This window comes from Streptomyces sp. NPDC021356, from assembly GCF_040641015.1.
Classification (GTDB): Bacteria; Actinomycetota; Actinomycetes; order Streptomycetales; family Streptomycetaceae; genus Streptomyces.
Genome location: NZ_JBFACU010000028.1, coordinates 94,051 through 109,467 on the forward strand (window position 1 = coordinate 94,051; position 15,417 = coordinate 109,467).

The following is a 15,417-nucleotide window of genomic DNA, read 5'->3' on the forward strand; positions in this document are numbered from 1 at the left end:
GCCCGGCTCCCCCGACGGCCGCCCGGCCGCCCCCGCGGCGCGCGGGGAGGTGCACGTCATGACCGACCGAAGGCTCTGGACGTACAAGGAGATCGCCGCACACATCCGGGTGCAGCCGGACACCGTGCGGTCCTACCGCAAACACGGCCTGCTCCCGCCGCCCGACCACGTCGAGGGCGGCAGGCCCTACTGGTACGCCGACACGGTCCGCGCCTGGGTCGCCGCCCGACCGGGCAACCGGGGCCGCCGCGGGGCCGACTGATCCCCGGCCACCCCCGGCCTGACCGACCAGCCCCCGGCTGCTCAGTCCCGGGCCGGCCGCCTTGCCCCGCGCCGGCCGCTCCGCCTCGACCACCTCGTCCCGCACCGGCTGTCCCACTCCGCCCACCCTGTCCCGGGCGGGCGGTGCCATCCTGTCCGGGGCGCCTGCCCCACGCACCCCGTGCCGGTCGGGCCCGTCCCCGCCGCCCCGTCCCGGACGGTCCGCTCAGCGCCAGGGGTCCACGACCGTGACTCCGGCACCCGGTGCCGTCCCCATCGCCGCGAGTGCCTGCGGAGCGGCCGGCAGCCCGATGGACCGCGTCACCAGCAGATCGGGGCGCACGGCACCCGCCACCACGAGCCGCAGCAGTTCCGGGTAGGCGTGCGCGGCCATGCCGTGACTGCCGAGGACCTCCAGTTCCAGCGCGATCACGCGGGCCATCGGGACCGGCGTGGTGCCGCTCGCCGAGGGCAGCAGGCCGACCTGGACGTGGCGGCCCCGTCGGCGCAGCCCGTCGACGGAGGCGGCGCAGGTGGCGGGCGAGCCGAGCGCGTCCAGGGAGAGGTGGGCGCCGCCGCCGGTCACCTCGCGGACCGCCGCCGCCGTGTCCGGGACCGCGGCGGCGTCCACCGTCCGCGCCGTGCCGAAGCTCCGCGCCAGTTCCAGGGCGCGCGGCGACACGTCCACCGCGACCACCCGCGCCCCGCACGCCGCCGCGATCATCACCGCTGACAGCCCCACGCCGCCGCACCCGTGCACGGCGACCCACTCGCCCGCGGCGACCCGGCCCTGCTGGACCACCGCGCGGTAGGCGGTGGCGAAGCGGCAGCCGAGCGAGGCGGCGGTCGCGGACGACAGCTCACCGGGTACGGCGACGAGGTTCACGTCGGCGTGGTCGAGCGCCACGTACTGGGCGAACGAGCCCCAGTGGGTGAACCCGGGCTGGGTCTGGCGCGCACAGACCTGCTGGTCGCCCGCCGCGCAGGCGGCGCAGGTGCCGCAGGCGCAGACGAAGGGCACGGTCACCCGGTCGCCGGGCCGCCACCTGGTGACGCGCGGGCCCACCGTCTCGACCAGGCCGGCCAGTTCGTGGCCCGGCACGTGCGGCAGCGTGATGCCGGGGTCGTGCCCCTGCCAGCCATGCCAGTCGCTGCGGCACAGGCCGGTCGCCTCGACCCGCACCACGACCCCGTGCTCCGCCGGCCGCGGGTCAGCGACCTCGCGCACCTCGGCCGGCTCCCCGAACCGCTCGAACACCACAGCCCGCACCGACCGCCCTCGCCTTCCACACCGGGGAGTCCCGTTCCGTCGACGGGAAACCCGCAGACCCGCTGCGCCCTGGCGGGAACGCTAACGCCCGCGCCGCGCGCCGGTCCTTTGAAAAATACCCCCTAGGGGTATAGTGTCGAGTGAAGTGAGCCCCTCTGGGGCACTCCCACCCCCCATGCCACGACGAGGAGAGCGACATGACCGCCCAGACCGAGACGCCGGACACCGTCACCACCGTCTACAAGGTGAGCGGAATGAGCTGTGGCCACTGCGAGGGCTCCGTCTCCGCCGAGATCTCCGAACTGCCGGGCGTGAGCGCGGTGAAGGCCGTCGCCTCGACCGGCGAGGTCACCGTGGTCTCCGCCACCCCGCTGGAGGAGACGGCGGTGCGCGCCGCGGTGGACGAGGCGGGCTTCGAGCTCGTCGGCCGCGCCTGAACATCCGGCGCACCTCTCGCGTACCTCTCGACACCGGGCCGTATCGACCAGCTGATACTGGTTCCGTACGGCCCGGTCCGTTCTCTGGAGTACGGACATGACCAGCACCACCACCAGGACAGCGACACCCGCCGGGACAGCCACGCCCGCCGGGCCGGCGGCACCCGCCGGCACGCCCGCCGCCTCCGGCACCGCCCCGACCTCCGAGGTCGAGCTGCTCATCGGCGGGATGACCTGCGCCTCCTGCGCGGCCCGCGTCGAGAAGAAGCTCAACCGGATGGAGGGCGTGAGCGCGACCGTCAACTTCGCCACCGAGAAGGCGAAGGTGAGCTACCCCCGGGGGGTAGCGGTGTCCGATCTCGTCGCCACCGTGGTCAAGACGGGTTACACGGCCGAGGAACCGCCGCCCCCGAAGCCGGAGCCCGCCCCCGGGGACACGGACGCCGCGCCCGCCGCCGACCCGGAACTGACTTCCCTGCGGCAGCGCCTGATCGTTTCGGCACTGCTCGCCGTCCCGGTCGTCCTGCTCTCCATGGTCCCCGCCCTCCAGTTCGACAACTGGCAGTGGCTGGCGCTGACCCTGGCCGCGCCGGTCGTGGTCTGGGGCGCCCTGCCCTTCCACCGCGCGGCGCTCACCAACGCCCGGCACGGCGCCGCCACCATGGACACGCTGGTCTCGGTCGGCACGCTCGCCGCGTTCGGCTGGTCCCTGTGGGCGCTCTTCCTCGGTGACGCGGGCATGCCCGGCATGCACGACGAGTTCCGGCTGACCGTCTCCCGGATGGACGCCGCCTCGACGATCTACCTGGAGGTCGCCTCCGGGGTCGTGGCGTTCATCCTGCTCGGCCGCTACCTGGAGGCCCGCTCCAAGCGGCGGGCGGGCGCCGCGCTGCGCGCCCTGCTGGAACTGGGCGCCAAGGACGTGTCCGTGCTGCGGGACGGCCGCGAGGTCCGGATGCCGGTGTCCGCGCTGGCCGCCGGCGACCGTTTCGTCGTACGGCCCGGCGAGAAGGTCGCCACCGACGGCACGGTCGTCGAGGGCGCCTCGGCGGTGGACGCCTCCATGCTGACCGGCGAGTCCGTGCCGGTGGACGTGGGCGTGGGCGACGCGGTCACCGGCGCCACCGTCAACGCGGGCGGCCGGCTGGTCGTCGAGGCCACCCGGGTCGGCGCCGACACCCAGCTGGCCCGGATGGCGCGGCTGGTCGAGGACGCGCAGAACGGCAAGGCCCAGGTGCAGCGGCTGGCCGACCGGATCTCGGCGGTCTTCGTGCCCGTCGTCCTGCTCATCGCCGTCGGCACGCTGCTGGCCTGGCTGCTGTCCACCGGAGACGTCACCGCCTCGTTCACGGCGGCGGTCGCGGTCCTGATCATCGCCTGTCCGTGCGCGCTGGGCCTTGCCACGCCGACCGCGCTGATGGTCGGCACCGGCCGGGGCGCCCAGCTCGGCATCCTCATCAAGGGCCCCGAGGTGCTGGAGTCCACCCGCCGCGTCGACACGGTCGTCCTGGACAAGACCGGGACGGTGACCACCGGCCGGATGACCCTCCAGGAGGTGTACGCGGCCGAGGACACCGACGAGAAGCTGCTGCTGCGCCTCGCAGGCGCCCTGGAGCACGCCTCCGAGCACCCGGTGGCCCGTGCGGTCGCGGCCGGCGCCGAGGAGCGCGTCGGACCGCTGCCCGCGGCCGAGCACTTCGAGAACGTCCCCGGGCGGGGCGTACGCGGGCGCGTCGAGGGCCACGAGGTCGCCGTCGGGCGGCTGTTCGAGGAGCTGCCCGGGGAGGTGGACCGGGCGCGGCGCGAGGCCGAGGAGAGCGGGCGTACGGCCGTCGTGGTCGGCTGGGACGGCGTGGCACGGGGTGTCGTCGCCGTGGCGGACGCGGTCAAGGAGACCAGCGCCGAGGCCGTGGGGCAGCTGCGCGCGCTGGGGCTGCGGCCGGTGCTGCTGACCGGTGACAACCGGCCGGTGGCCGAGTCGGTGGCACGGGCGGTCGGCATCGACGCCGGTGACGTGATCGCCGAGGTGCTGCCCGAGGACAAGGTCGAGGCCGTACGGCGCCTCCAGGCCGAGGGCCGGACCGTGGCCATGGTCGGCGACGGGGTCAACGACGCCGCCGCGCTCGCCACCGCCGACCTGGGCCTGGCGATGGGCACCGGCACGGACGCCGCCATCGAGGCCGGCGACCTGACACTGGTCCGCGGCGACCTGCGGGTGGCCGGTGACGCCATCCGGCTCTCCCGGCGGACGCTGGCCACGATCAAGGGCAACCTCGTGTGGGCCTTCGGCTACAACGTGGCCGCGCTCCCGCTGGCCGCCGCCGGGCTGCTCAACCCGATGATCGCGGGCGCGGCGATGGCGTTCTCCTCGGTGTTCGTGGTGACCAACAGCCTGCGGCTGCGCAGGTTCCGCTGAGCCGGTCCCGGCCGGACGCCCCGCGGGTGCCCGGCCGGGACAAAGTGCCGGACCCCCTGGAGTCCGGCGCGCGCCTCACATAAGCTCTTCACAAGGCTCGCGCATCTTCCTTACGCTTGGACCTCGATCGCCATATCAGGGCTCTTGCGCACCTATGGGACATATGCAAGAGACGCATGTCACAGTGACGTGAACGTAACCATCGAAGGGGTTCGAAGGTCTAAGTTTGGCGATGTCAGGAAGCGTCTTGGGGGGCGCCGACTGACGTCTGGGGATGTCTTGGGGGACTTCCCTGGAATTGCGTTGCCGGGGCACGTACATCGGGAAGCTTTGAGCGGCCCTCCCGGGCGTGCGCTGTCCCGGCAGAGCGCAGTAGGGCAGTAGGGCAGTAGTGCAGTGACGCGGTGCAGCAGTACGGCACCGCGGCATCACGGCCCTGCGGTAGTACGGCAGTACAGCGGTTCAGGCGCTGGTCTCCACAGACGCCCGGCCGGATCCCGTGGGGGGAATCCGTTACCGGGACATGGGAAGGCGCCCTGGTCGCCGGCCCGTGGGGGGACTGGCGCCAGGGCGTCTTTCGCGTTCCGGCGTGCTTCGGGCGCAGCACGAAGCCCCGCACCCGCCGGCCTCGAACTCGACCGGCGGACACGGGGCCCAGGGACACGCGGCCCGGGAGGCGGTGTGCCTCAGCGCTCCTCGACCGGGACGAAGTCGCGCTCGACGATGCCCGTGTAGATCTGGCGCGGGCGGCCGATGCGGGAACCCGGCTCCTTGATCATTTCCTGCCACTGGGCGATCCAGCCCGGCAGCCGGCCCAGGGCGAACAGGACCGTGAACATCTCGGTCGGGAAGCCCATGGCCCGGTAGATCAGGCCGGTGTAGAAGTCGACGTTCGGGTAGAGCTTGCGCTCGACGAAGTAGTCGTCGGAGAGCGCGTGCTCCTCCAGCTTGAGGGCGATGTCGAGCAGCTCGTCCGACTTGCCCAGCGCCGAGAGCACGTCGTGCGCGGCGGCCTTGATGATCTTGGCGCGCGGGTCGAAGTTCTTGTAGACCCGGTGGCCGAAGCCCATCAGGCGGACGCCGTCCTCCTTGTTCTTCACCTTACGGATGAAGGTGTCGACGTCGGAGCCGGAGTCGCGGATGCCCTCCAGCATCTCCAGCACCGACTGGTTGGCGCCGCCGTGCAGCGGGCCCCACAGCGCGTTGATGCCGGCCGAGATGGAGGCGAACATGTTGGCCTGCGAGGAGCCGACCAGGCGGACCGTGGAGGTCGAGCAGTTCTGCTCGTGGTCCGCGTGCAGGATGAGCAGCTTGTCCAGCGCGGAGACGACGACCGGGTCCGGCTCGAAGTCGTCGGCGGGGACCGAGAACGTCATCCGCAGGAAGTTCTCGACGTAGGAGAGGTCGTTGCGCGGGTAGACGAACGGGTGACCGATCGACTTCTTGTACGCGTACGCCGCGATCGTCGGGAGCTTGGCGAGCAGGCGGACCGTGGACAGGTCGCGCTGCTTCTCGTCGAACGGGTTGTGGCTGTCCTGGTAGAAGGTGGACAGCGCCGAGACGACCGAGGACAGCATCGCCATCGGGTGGGCGTCGCGCGGGAAGCCCTTGTAGAAGTTCTTGACGTCCTCGTGCAGCAGGGTGTGCCGCGTGATCTCGTTCTTGAAGGTGGAGAGCTCGTCGACGGTCGGCAGCTCACCGTTGATGAGCAGGTAGGCCACCTCCAGGAAGGTGGAGCGCTCGGCCAGCTGCTCGATGGGGTAGCCGCGGTACCGCAGAATGCCCTGCTCGCCGTCGAGGTAGGTGACGGCGGATTTGTACGCTGCCGTGTTGCCGTAGCCGCTGTCCAGAGTCACCAGACCGGTCTGGGCGCGGAGCTTCCCGATGTCGAAGCCCTTGTCGCCGACGGTGCTGTCGACCACCGGGTAGGTGTACTCGCCGCCGTCGTACCGCAGTACTACAGAGTTGTCGCTCACGTCTTCCCTCACCGACGTAGTGCCTCATCTTCGAGGTGCCCTGACTGTCTCTACCATCCCCCATTTGGCTCAGGAGAGTGCACTCGGGGTCGACCATTGGGCCTATGGGCGGCACTCAGTGCCGCCAACCTGCTCATCCTGCCCCCTCCACCCGGCGACGGGAAGTGTTCTGTGACCTTTGCGACTCGTTTGATCGATCATTTTTTGTGATGCCGGGGTGCGGGTGGGGCCGATGCCGTGCCGACCGGGTGTGTTCGTGTATTTTTGTCGTCCTTGCGGGCCATCCGGAGTTTTTTGTGCTTCAGGACCCCTTGAGCCGGAAATCCAGCGCCGTGCACCGCCGGCCCGCCGACACCGTCCGCACCGCCTGGCCGATCGCCTTGCGCGAACCGACCAGGACGACCAGCTTCTTGGCCCGGGTCACGGCCGTGTAGAGCAGGTTCCGCTGGAGCATCATCCAGGCGCCGGTGGTCACCGGGATCACCACGGCGGGGTACTCGCTGCCCTGCGAGCGGTGGATGGTCACGGCGTAGGCGTGCGCCAGTTCGTCCAGCTCGTCGAACTCGTAGGGGACCTCCTCGTCCTCGTCCGTCAGCACCGTCAGGCGCTGGTCGACCGGGTCGAGCGAGGTGACCACGCCCACGGTGCCGTTGAAGACGCCGTTCTCCCCCTTCTCGTAATTGTTGCGGATCTGGGTGACCTTGTCGCCGACGCGGAAGACCCGCCCGCCCAGCCGCTTCTCCGCCAGGTCGGGACGGCCCGGCGTGATGGCCTGCTGGAGCAGCCCGTTGAGCGTGCCGGCGCCCGCCGGGCCCCGGTGCATGGGCGCGAGCACCTGCACGTCCCGGCGCGGATCGAGTCCGAACCTGGCCGGGATCCGCCGCGCCGCCACGTCCACGGCGAGCCGGCCCGCCTCCTCGGTGTCGTCCTCGACGAAGAGGAAGAAGTCCTTCATGCCGTCGGTGAGGGGGTGCTGCCCGGAGTTGATCCGGTGCGCGTTGGTCACCACGCCGGACTGCTGGGCCTGGCGGAAGACGCGTGTGAGGCGCACGGCGGGAAGGGGGCTCCCGTCGGCCAGGAGGTCCCTGAGCACCTCGCCCGCGCCCACGCTCGGCAGCTGGTCCACGTCCCCCACGAACAGCAGGTGGGCACCCGGCGGCACGGCCTTGACCAGCTTGTTGGCGAGCAGCAGGTCCAGCATGGAGGCCTCGTCGACGACGACCAGGTCGGCGTCCAGCGGCCGGTCCCTGTCGTACGCCGCGTCACCGCCGGGCTTCAGCTCCAGCAGCCGGTGGACCGTGGAGGCCTCGGCCCCGGTCAGCTCGGACAGCCGCTTGGCGGCCCGCCCGGTCGGCGCGGCCAGCACCACCTTCGCCTTCTTCGCGCGGGCCAGCTCCACGATCGAGCGCACGGTGAACGACTTGCCGCAGCCGGGTCCCCCGGTCAGCACCGCCACCGTCTCGGTCAGCGCCAGCTTGACGGCCGCCTCCTGCTCGGGTGCGAGATCGGCCCGCGTACGCCCCTTGAGCCAGCCCAGCGCCTTCTCCCAGACCACGTCCCGGAACCCCGGCATCCGGTCCTGCTCGGTCCGCAGCAGCCGCAGCAACTGGGCGGAGAGCGAGAGTTCGGCACGGTGGAAGGGGACGAGGTAGACGGCGGTGACGGACTCCTGCGCGTCGCCGTCCGCCCCGGGCACCTTCTCCCGTACGACACCGGGGTCGCCGCCGTCCTCGGTGGGCTGCGCGAGTTCGGCCAGGCATTCGATGACGAGCCCGGTGTCGACCTGGAGCAGCTTCACGGCGTCGGCGATCAGCCGCTCCTCGGGCAGGTAGCAGTTCCCCTGGTCGGCGGATTGCGACAGCGCGTACTGGAGCCCCGCCTTGACCCGCTCCGGGCTGTCGTGCGGGATGCCGACGGACTGGGCGATCTTGTCGGCGGTCAGGAACCCGATGCCCCAGACGTCGGCGGCCAGCCGGTAGGGCTGGTTCTTCACCACGGAGATCGACGCGTCCCCGTACTTCTTGTAGATCCGCACGGCGATGGAGGTGGACACCTCCACGGTCTGGAGGAACAGCATCACCTCCTTGATCGCCTTCTGCTCCTCCCAGGCGTCGGCGATCTTCTTCGTCCGCTTGGGCCCGAGACCGGGCACCTCGACGAGCCGCTTGGGCTCCTCCTCGATGACCCTGAGGGTGTCCACCCCGAAGTGCTGCGTGATCCGGTCGGCGAAGACCGGCCCGATCCCCTTGACCAGCCCGGAGCCGAGGTAGCGCCGGATGCCCTGGACCGTGGCCGGCAGGACCGTCGTGTAGTTCTCGACGAGGAACTGCTTCCCGTACTGCGGATGGGACCCCCACCGTCCCTCCATCCGCAGCGACTCCCCCGCCTGCGCACCGAGCAGCGCGCCGACGACCGTCAGCAGGTCCCCCGCGCCCCTGCCGGTGTCGACCCGCGCGACCGTGTACCCGTTCTCCTCGTTCGCGTACGTGATCCGCTCCAGCACCCCTTCGAGCACGGCGAACCGCCGCTCACCGGTCTGGGTCCCCGCCTGTTGAGCCATGGTGCCGACGGTACCGGTGGGGGGTGACAGCGGGGCGGGGGGCACTTGTCGAACGCGGGCGCGACTTCCGGCGGCGCGGATCGTTGATCCGCTCGTACGGAAAGGAGAGCTGATGGTCGGCTCGTCGCATGAGGCGCTGCACCGGATCTTCCAGAAGGATCCGGCGCTGCTGACGAGAGCGCTGCAGAAGGTGCTGCACGTTCCGTTTCCCGAACCAACAGAGATCGCCGCGCTGAACGTGGACCTGACCGAGATCGAACCGGTGGAACGCCGCGTCGACACCCTGTTGCGGGCGGAGACGGACGTGGGTACGTATCTCCTCGTGGTCGAGGCACAGGGGAAGAAGGACGAGCGCAAGAGGGGCAGCTGGCCGTACTACTTGTCCTACCTGTACGAGAAGTACCGGTGCGAGCCGGTGCTCATCGTGACCACCCAGAGCAGCGCCACGGCACGGTGGGCGTCCCGCCCGATCCGGCTCGGCTTCCCGGGCTGGGAGTCGCTGACCGTCCGTCCGCTGGTGCTGGGCCCGGACAACGTCCCCGTGATCGCCGACGAACGGCAGGCCGAACGGGACGTACCCCTTGCGGTGCTCTCGGCGATGGCACACGGCCGCGGCCCGCAGGCCCCGGCCATACTGGAGTCCCTGGCATCCGCCCTGCGGACGATCGACCCCGACAACGCCGCGGTCTTCGTGCAATTCGTCGACTCCTGCCTGGCCGACCCCCAGGCACAACAGATGTGGAGGGAACTGATGACGGCGACACAGTACTTCTGGCGGCACCCGCTGGCCGAGCAGGTGCGGGAGGAGGGCCGGGAGGAAGGTCTGGAGCAGGGGATGGAGCAAGGCCGTCTCCAGGACCGTCGGGAGATGACCCTCCGCATCCTCGAATGGCGGGGCATCCTGGTGCCGGAGGCCGTCCGCGAGCGGGTGAACACCTGCACGAATTTGGACCGGCTGGAGGAGTGGGCCCAGCGGGCTGTGCAGGCGGCGGATGCCCGGGAGGTGTTCGCCGGGGACGAGGAGTGAGGCCGGCCGCCTGACTGGCCAGGTGCGGTCATACGGCGATGGGCGGGTTCCGGGACAAGGTCCTGAAGTCAGGGCATGCACGCGCTGGACGACCCGCCCCCGGCGGCTCTCGCGCGCAGGGGCGCGCTGGTCCTGAACGCCCGGCTGGGCAAGTCCCACCCCAAGGCCGAGGATGCCTTCGCTCTGGCCAACCGACAACTGGTAGACGGCAGTTGCGACGGACACGGCGAAGTCGTCGCAGCCGTCGAGGCTTACGGGACGGAGCCCGCACCGGTCACGGGCTCGCGTCCGTCACGGACGCCGAGGGCGGTGTGAGCCGTCGCGGGCGACGCCTGCCGCCTCCGCGCTGCGGCACAACACCTGTGAGGCCACTCGGCCACTCATCCTGTTCGGCTACTGGCTGGCGGGGCCATGGCGACTGGCAATGACTACGGGCTACGGGCTACTCGGCGTCGCAGGGCCGCGAAGCGGGCATCGCGGCCGTGTGCGGAAGCGCTGCCGGCGGGCGGACCATGAACACGTCGACCGGGTCTTCCGCTTCGAGGACGAAGCCGTGGCGCTCGTAGAGCCGGCGGGCGGGGCTGCCCTGGAGGACGTTCAGCGCGACAGCCGTGCCTTCTGCGTCGGCCCGTTCCAGCAGGGTGCCCAGCACGGCGGAGCCCAGGCCCCGGCCCTGGTGCCGCGGCGCGAGGTAGAAGTGCTCCAGCCACCACCTGCCGTCGGCCGGACGGAACGTCACGCATCCCGCGAGTTCGCCGTCGGCCATGACGACGGACGTGTACCGCGTGGAGAAGGCGTCACGCAGCCGCTGCCGCACCCGGTGTTCGTCGTAACGCCCGAGACGTTCCAGGTCGGCGCGCATGACCGCGGCCCGCAACTCAGCGATCGGCTCGATGTCGGCCGTCACCGCGGGACGCAGTGTCCAGGCAGTGGTCCTCGCTGTCGCCTCGGTGCTCATGGGCGGAGTATGTCACCGCACCTCGGCGTCCTGTCGTCGTGTTCTTCCGGCGGTCACGGCTGACTGGTCCAGGGCCGGCGCCGGGCCGGCGCCGGGCCACGTCCGTCGGTCACCGCCGGGTCCGCGGTTCCGCACCCTCCGTCCGTAGCCCTCGGCGACTCCGGACGGCGTCACCTCTATCCGGCGGGGGTGACGACCCGAGTCCGACGGCATCGAGGCCGCCGTCCTCCTCCAACCACTCACGCAACCGCTGCGCGGCGACCTCGTCCCCCAGGGGTCTGGGAGGAAGCCACTTGTCCCTCTTGCCAGGTTCCATCTCACCACCTCCGGCAGAGATCGCCCCAGCTGTCACGTGGGAACGTGAGCCTGTCGGTCACAGTCGGCTGGTCAGGTCTGGACCACGCCCGTCGGTCACCTCGGGGTCCGCGACTCCGTGCCCTTCCGCAACCCCGAAATACGTCGCCTCCCCCGGCTCCGCAGCGACTCCCAGCACGTCGTCCAGCTCTTTCAAGGCCGCCGCGAGACGCGGAGCGTTCTGCCGCTGGGAATCGGGGTGTGGCGTACCACTGAAGTCGTACGGGCCCCAGATGTCGTGATGGACGGAAACATCGGCCGACAGCCCCAGAGGCTCTGCCGAAACAGTGAGCTCGACCAGGCGGTCTTCATAGCGCTGGACACCGTGCTCGTCAAACCACACACCGGCCCCCGTGACAAGGAAGCCACTGAATTCAGCATTGGGAAAACCGACGGGGCGCAAGTCTTCGACCCTGCGCGCTGTCCCTTCATCATCAAGGGGAGCCGTGAGTTGCAGCCGGGTCTTCCCGACGGCACCTCCCTGCTCAGGAACGACCCAGAACCATTCCAGCCCGTCCGGGCGGAGCAGCCCGTGCTTCCTCAGCACACCGGACATCCGGGCTGCGGCACTGAGCGCTGCCCGCAACCCCGGCGTCGCATGATCTTCCAGGTCCCAGAACCAGGAAGCACACTCGCTCGGGGCGCGCATCAGCACGGAGACGGGTCCTCCGCGGTCTTCAGGGAATCGACGAAGACGGTGAAGACGCCGGGCGAGAAGGAGAGGGTTGCTCTGACCGGGGTCTTCGAGTCCCGTACGGATATGCGGAGGGGGAGGCTTGCGACTTCGACGCAGTCATTTCCCTCACCTCCGCCAGAGAAGGACGACTTCTTCCACTGGATGCGGGGGCTCATGCCTGCGCCTCACATTTCCTTGATCAGCTGATGGATGAGGTCGCGTGAACGTTCCGGGGAGAGCGACCCCGCTCTGACCTTACGGAACAGCTTCCGGAAGTGCTCCAGTTGTGCTTCGGAGTCGACGAAGGCCGTACCATGGGGAGCGTCACGCACCACAGTGTCGAGGCGCGGGACGGCGCCGCCCAGATACACCATGGTGCTCCCGGCTCCTGCGAAGTCGTCCAGCGCGAAAGGGACGACGTACACCGTCACGTGGTCGGCTTCGGACATCTCCAGGACACGCTCCAGTTGAGCGCGGCTCACAGCCCGCCCGGCGACCCTGATGCGTAGCGCAGCCTCGTGGATCACGGTTTCGTACGGAATGGGTTCCGGGCCTTCGATAGCGGTCTTCCGCTTCATGCGATGGTCCACCCGGAGTTCCACTTTGCATACAGGGCCATCGTTCACACCGGCATCAACGGCCAAACGCCGACCAGCCGCGTCACCAACCTGTCCGGACAGCACACCTGAACACCGAGCGTTCTGCCGCTGGTCCAAGGATGTGAGCGCTCATGTGCATCGGTCAACGCCCCGCCAGACCTTCACGGAGGGCGGCAAGAGACATGGTGCGCGGTTCTGAGTCCGAGGCCCGGCCCGAGCCGTTCTCGTCAGGCAGTGAAGTCAGCTCGACCAGAGCTTCAGAAGGTGACAGACCACGGTCATGGGCAGACCTCAGACGCTCCAACCACACCAGTCCGGCACGGTAAGTGGCATCGTCACCGACGTCACAGGGCTCGAAGCTCGCCGCTTTCTCGGAGACGGAAACCCACAGGTGACCGAACAGCTCGCCCTGCCCACCATGCACCGGCACGCACTGCACTTCGCCTTCAGCCGTACGCCGATACCCGATCCGCCCGAAACCGGGGGCGTGCGTGAACACGTCGTACCGGGTCGGCACCTCGAAACTCCTCCATACGTCCGATGCTTTTCCGTCCGGGTCGAAATAGTTCTCGGCGCCCGTCTCGGTCGGCTTGGCAAAGTAGGTGGGGTCGTCCGGGTCCGTCTCGGTGTCCAGGACCTCGGAAATGGTACGCAACAGGGTGGACAGACGATGACCGTTCAGCTCATAGATTTCTGACTGCGAGCGCCCCTTGAGATCGTACGGCAGCCAGACGTCGGAATGCGTCACCAAATCTACACTGACAAAGTCAGCGAATGAAGAAGCGCTCAGCCGGAAGAGCTTCTCCTGCCGTACCACTGCCCCGTCAGCACTCGTCACAACTGATCCGGAACACTCGATGGACCCGTCTACGGACCCGATTTCTCCAGGCCGCAGCGCCGCCCGCACCTGGTCGGTCAACAACTTGACGGCGTCAGGTGCCGAAAAGTCCACCGCAAGGTCACTTTGGAGCAGGTAGCTGTTCGACTTACCGGCCTCGGAGACGACGACACGTACCATTGGCATACCGGTTGCGAAACTTTGCGCAACGAGGATTCCATAAGTTTTCAGCAGGTCATGCAGACAGCAAACCAGTGGGTCAGCCGTCTCATCGTCACGACCCCAGATCCATCGGGCCACAGGCGTGGAAGCAATCACAGCAATTCCTCCGGAGTGAACCGGCCACCACGAGGAATGAAGAACGTTCTGTCAGGCGTACGGATGACGAACTGAACATTCTTTCCCTGGTAACCCTTCTCGAGTCGACCCAACTGGGTTTCCATATCGAGAGTGGGGGCCTTCGTGTCGACGACGAACGTCTGCACGTCGGCGTGCGAGTCTGTCAGCTGAGAAATCTTCTTGAAGATGTTGCGTACGACCTTACTCGCCTCTACCGGTGAATCCTCACCTGTCATGTCCTTGAACTGCCACCCGTGGGTCGTGCCGTCCGCTTCCCTGGCCATCAAGTCCAGATCTGTCTTCGGCCCGGTGAAGACGCCGGGCTTGATCTCATGGCCGCCCTGCTTCACTTCGAAGGAGATGTCGGTCAGGCCGCCCTCGTGCAGTCGGTTTGCCAGGCGGATCTGCTCCAGGCAACCAGATAGTTCACTCGGCCGTGACAGGTTGGACACCACGTCCGAGAAACCGGCCGAATCTCTGAACCGTCCCGCGGCGATCGTATCGGCGATCTCCTTGCCGGCGGGAGTCTTGTTGAGAGTGTCCAAGATCGACTCGACGTCCCCAGGCTTGACCTTGGTGCCACGAATCTGGTCCCGGACCTGGTGCTCGAGCTCTCCGCCACGTTCAAGCGGCCCTGAGTCCTCTGTCGGTTTCTCCCATCCGTCAAAGTGGTCGGCGTGGCCTGGCTCGGGCTGGTCAGGAAGGTTTTCGCCAAGCGGCTCTCCGCCTCCTCCATCGGTGTGCCCGCCGCCACCCGGCTCCTCGCCATGACCGCTCACACCGCCCTCACGGCCGCCGGTTCCCCTCTCGTGCCCGGCCGAAGAGGTTGTCTCGTGGCCACGGCCCGCAGGGCCATCATGGCCGGACGAGTCGGAGCCGCCGGAACGGCTCTCCTCATGGCTCGACGGTGGCTCATGGTGGGCACTCGGTCCCGGCCCGTGTTCGTTGGCGTTGCCGCCCGGCAGGTGGTCGCCCGCGTGGCCGCCGGGTGTGTGGTGCGGAGGGTGGCCGCCGGGCGTGTGTTCGCCGCCCGCGTGGATCGTGGGGGTGTCGCCGCCCGCGTGGACGGTGGGTGTCGTGTGGGTGTTGTCGCCGATGCGGCCGGTGTCGCCGAGGTCGGTGTCGAGGCTGTGGCCCAGGCGGATGTGTTCGCCGGCGTGGCCTGCGGTGTCGGCGGCCGTGTGGGCGCCTGCGCCGACCAGGGCGGGTTCCTTGACCGGGGCCGGGGTGTGGGGGAGGTCCGTACCCGCCCCGGTGCCGGCGCCCGGGGGGTCGAGTTCGTCGGCGTGGATGAGGATGTCGCCGTTGCCGTCGACGATGTGGCCGTCCGGGTGCCCGTACACCTGTCCGGTGCCTTCGGGGGTGTGCAGGGGGTGTGCGCCCTCGTGGACGACCGGGACGTCGTCGGGGAGTTTGAAGTTGCCGTCCGGCAGCTTCGTCGCGCCTTCCGGGATCGGCGCGCCCTCGGGGAGGTGGAAGGAGCCGTCGGGGAGTTTCACCGAGCCCTTGGGCAGGGTGATCGCGTTCTCCGGGAGTTCCGGGATGTCGATCTTGCCCATGCCCTTCAGGGCCTTGGAGATGTCGCCGATCTTCGACAGGCCGGCGCCCGCCCCCTTGGCGACATACGTCATCGGGTCGATGACCTTGCCCGCCTTGCCCGCCACCGACAACGCCTTCGCGACCGCGCCCGCCTTGCCCGCACCCGA

Annotated in this window: 12 protein-coding genes and 2 pseudogenes; 5 read left to right on the forward strand and 9 right to left on the reverse strand. The window is 69.5% G+C overall.

Annotation, left to right across the window (positions count from 1 at the left end; translation table 11 throughout):
• Nucleotides 1–58: 58 nt before the first annotated feature.
• Complete coding sequence (locus AB0G56_RS30600) at nt 59–262, forward strand: MerR family transcriptional regulator (RefSeq protein WP_360975518.1); 204 nt, start codon at nt 59–61, stop codon at nt 260–262.
• A gap of 225 nt (nt 263–487) precedes the next feature.
• On the opposite strand, the gene AB0G56_RS30605 is transcribed toward AB0G56_RS30600, so the two are convergent.
• Complete coding sequence (locus tag AB0G56_RS30605) at nt 488–1,531, reverse strand: zinc-dependent alcohol dehydrogenase family protein (protein ID WP_360975521.1); 1,044 nt, start codon at nt 1,529–1,531, stop codon at nt 488–490.
• Nucleotides 1,532–1,728: 197 nt separating this feature from the next.
• On the opposite strand from AB0G56_RS30605, the gene AB0G56_RS30610 reads away from it, so the two are divergent.
• Nucleotides 1,729–1,968, forward strand: coding sequence for a heavy-metal-associated domain-containing protein (locus tag AB0G56_RS30610; protein WP_360975524.1), 240 nt, complete (start codon nt 1,729–1,731; stop codon nt 1,966–1,968).
• 97 nt (nt 1,969–2,065) lie between these two features.
• A complete protein-coding gene (locus tag AB0G56_RS30615; RefSeq protein WP_360975527.1) occupies nt 2,066–4,384 on the forward strand; it encodes a heavy metal translocating P-type ATPase in 2,319 nt (772 codons plus the stop codon).
• A 686-nt stretch (nt 4,385–5,070) separates the two neighbouring features.
• Here the strand turns inward: AB0G56_RS30615 and AB0G56_RS30620 are convergent.
• Entirely contained in the window at nt 5,071–6,360 is a 1,290-nt protein-coding gene (locus AB0G56_RS30620; protein ID WP_360975530.1) for a citrate synthase, read from the reverse strand.
• 301 nt (nt 6,361–6,661) lie between these two features.
• Nucleotides 6,662–8,920, reverse strand: a complete 2,259-nt coding sequence (locus tag AB0G56_RS30625) for an ATP-dependent RecD-like DNA helicase (RefSeq protein WP_360975533.1) — start codon at nt 8,918–8,920, stop codon at nt 6,662–6,664.
• Between the two features lie 112 nt (nt 8,921–9,032).
• On the opposite strand from AB0G56_RS30625, the gene AB0G56_RS30630 reads away from it, so the two are divergent.
• On the forward strand, nt 9,033–9,947 hold the full coding sequence (locus tag AB0G56_RS30630; RefSeq protein WP_360975536.1) for a hypothetical protein: 915 nt from the start codon (nt 9,033–9,035) through the stop codon (nt 9,945–9,947).
• A gap of 75 nt (nt 9,948–10,022) precedes the next feature.
• Nucleotides 10,023–10,262: a hypothetical protein gene (locus tag AB0G56_RS30635; protein WP_360975539.1), complete on the forward strand. Its 240-nt coding sequence runs from the start codon at nt 10,023–10,025 to the stop codon at nt 10,260–10,262.
• A gap of 127 nt (nt 10,263–10,389) precedes the next feature.
• Here AB0G56_RS30635 and AB0G56_RS30640 read toward each other — a convergent pair whose 3' ends face one another.
• The 6 genes and pseudogenes from AB0G56_RS30640 to AB0G56_RS30665 form a co-directional block, all read right to left on the reverse strand.
• Nucleotides 10,390–10,905, reverse strand: coding sequence for a GNAT family N-acetyltransferase (locus AB0G56_RS30640; protein ID WP_360975542.1), 516 nt, complete (start codon nt 10,903–10,905; stop codon nt 10,390–10,392).
• Nucleotides 10,906–11,278: 373 nt separating this feature from the next.
• Complete coding sequence (locus tag AB0G56_RS30645) at nt 11,279–11,908, reverse strand: hypothetical protein (RefSeq protein WP_360975557.1); 630 nt, start codon at nt 11,906–11,908, stop codon at nt 11,279–11,281.
• The gene (locus AB0G56_RS30650; RefSeq protein ID WP_360975545.1) at nt 11,908–12,111 is read right to left on the reverse strand and encodes a DUF397 domain-containing protein; all 204 of its coding nucleotides are present in this window, start codon (nt 12,109–12,111) and stop codon (nt 11,908–11,910) included. Before AB0G56_RS30650 ends, AB0G56_RS30645 begins: the two co-directional genes overlap by 1 nt.
• A gap of 9 nt (nt 12,112–12,120) precedes the next feature.
• Nucleotides 12,121–12,540: pseudogene (locus AB0G56_RS30655) on the reverse strand (DUF5753 domain-containing protein); the annotation flags it as partial.
• A 136-nt stretch (nt 12,541–12,676) separates the two neighbouring features.
• Nucleotides 12,677–13,690, reverse strand: a complete 1,014-nt coding sequence (locus AB0G56_RS30660) for a hypothetical protein (protein ID WP_360975548.1) — start codon at nt 13,688–13,690, stop codon at nt 12,677–12,679.
• Nucleotides 13,687–15,417: pseudogene (locus AB0G56_RS30665) on the reverse strand (hypothetical protein); the annotation flags it as partial. The pseudogene AB0G56_RS30665 and the gene AB0G56_RS30660, both read right to left, overlap by 4 nt.

Bases quoted from the DNA above. Each gene is read 5' to 3' on its own strand.
- AB0G56_RS30635 (WP_360975539.1), top strand. From the start codon at position 10,023: ATGCACGCGCTGGACGACCCGCCCCCGGCGGCTCTCGCGCGCAGGGGC.
- AB0G56_RS30600 (WP_360975518.1), top strand. From the start codon at position 59: ATGACCGACCGAAGGCTCTGGACGTACAAGGAGATCGCCGCACACATC.
- AB0G56_RS30645 (WP_360975557.1), bottom strand. From the start codon at position 11,908: ATGCGCGCCCCGAGCGAGTGTGCTTCCTGGTTCTGGGACCTGGAAGAT.
- AB0G56_RS30640 (WP_360975542.1), bottom strand. From the start codon at position 10,905: ATGAGCACCGAGGCGACAGCGAGGACCACTGCCTGGACACTGCGTCCC.
- AB0G56_RS30615 (WP_360975527.1), top strand. From the start codon at position 2,066: ATGACCAGCACCACCACCAGGACAGCGACACCCGCCGGGACAGCCACG.
- AB0G56_RS30610 (WP_360975524.1), top strand. From the start codon at position 1,729: ATGACCGCCCAGACCGAGACGCCGGACACCGTCACCACCGTCTACAAG.
- AB0G56_RS30630 (WP_360975536.1), top strand. From the start codon at position 9,033: ATGGTCGGCTCGTCGCATGAGGCGCTGCACCGGATCTTCCAGAAGGAT.
- AB0G56_RS30650 (WP_360975545.1), bottom strand. From the start codon at position 12,111: ATGAGCCCCCGCATCCAGTGGAAGAAGTCGTCCTTCTCTGGCGGAGGT.
- AB0G56_RS30625 (WP_360975533.1), bottom strand. From the start codon at position 8,920: ATGGCTCAACAGGCGGGGACCCAGACCGGTGAGCGGCGGTTCGCCGTG.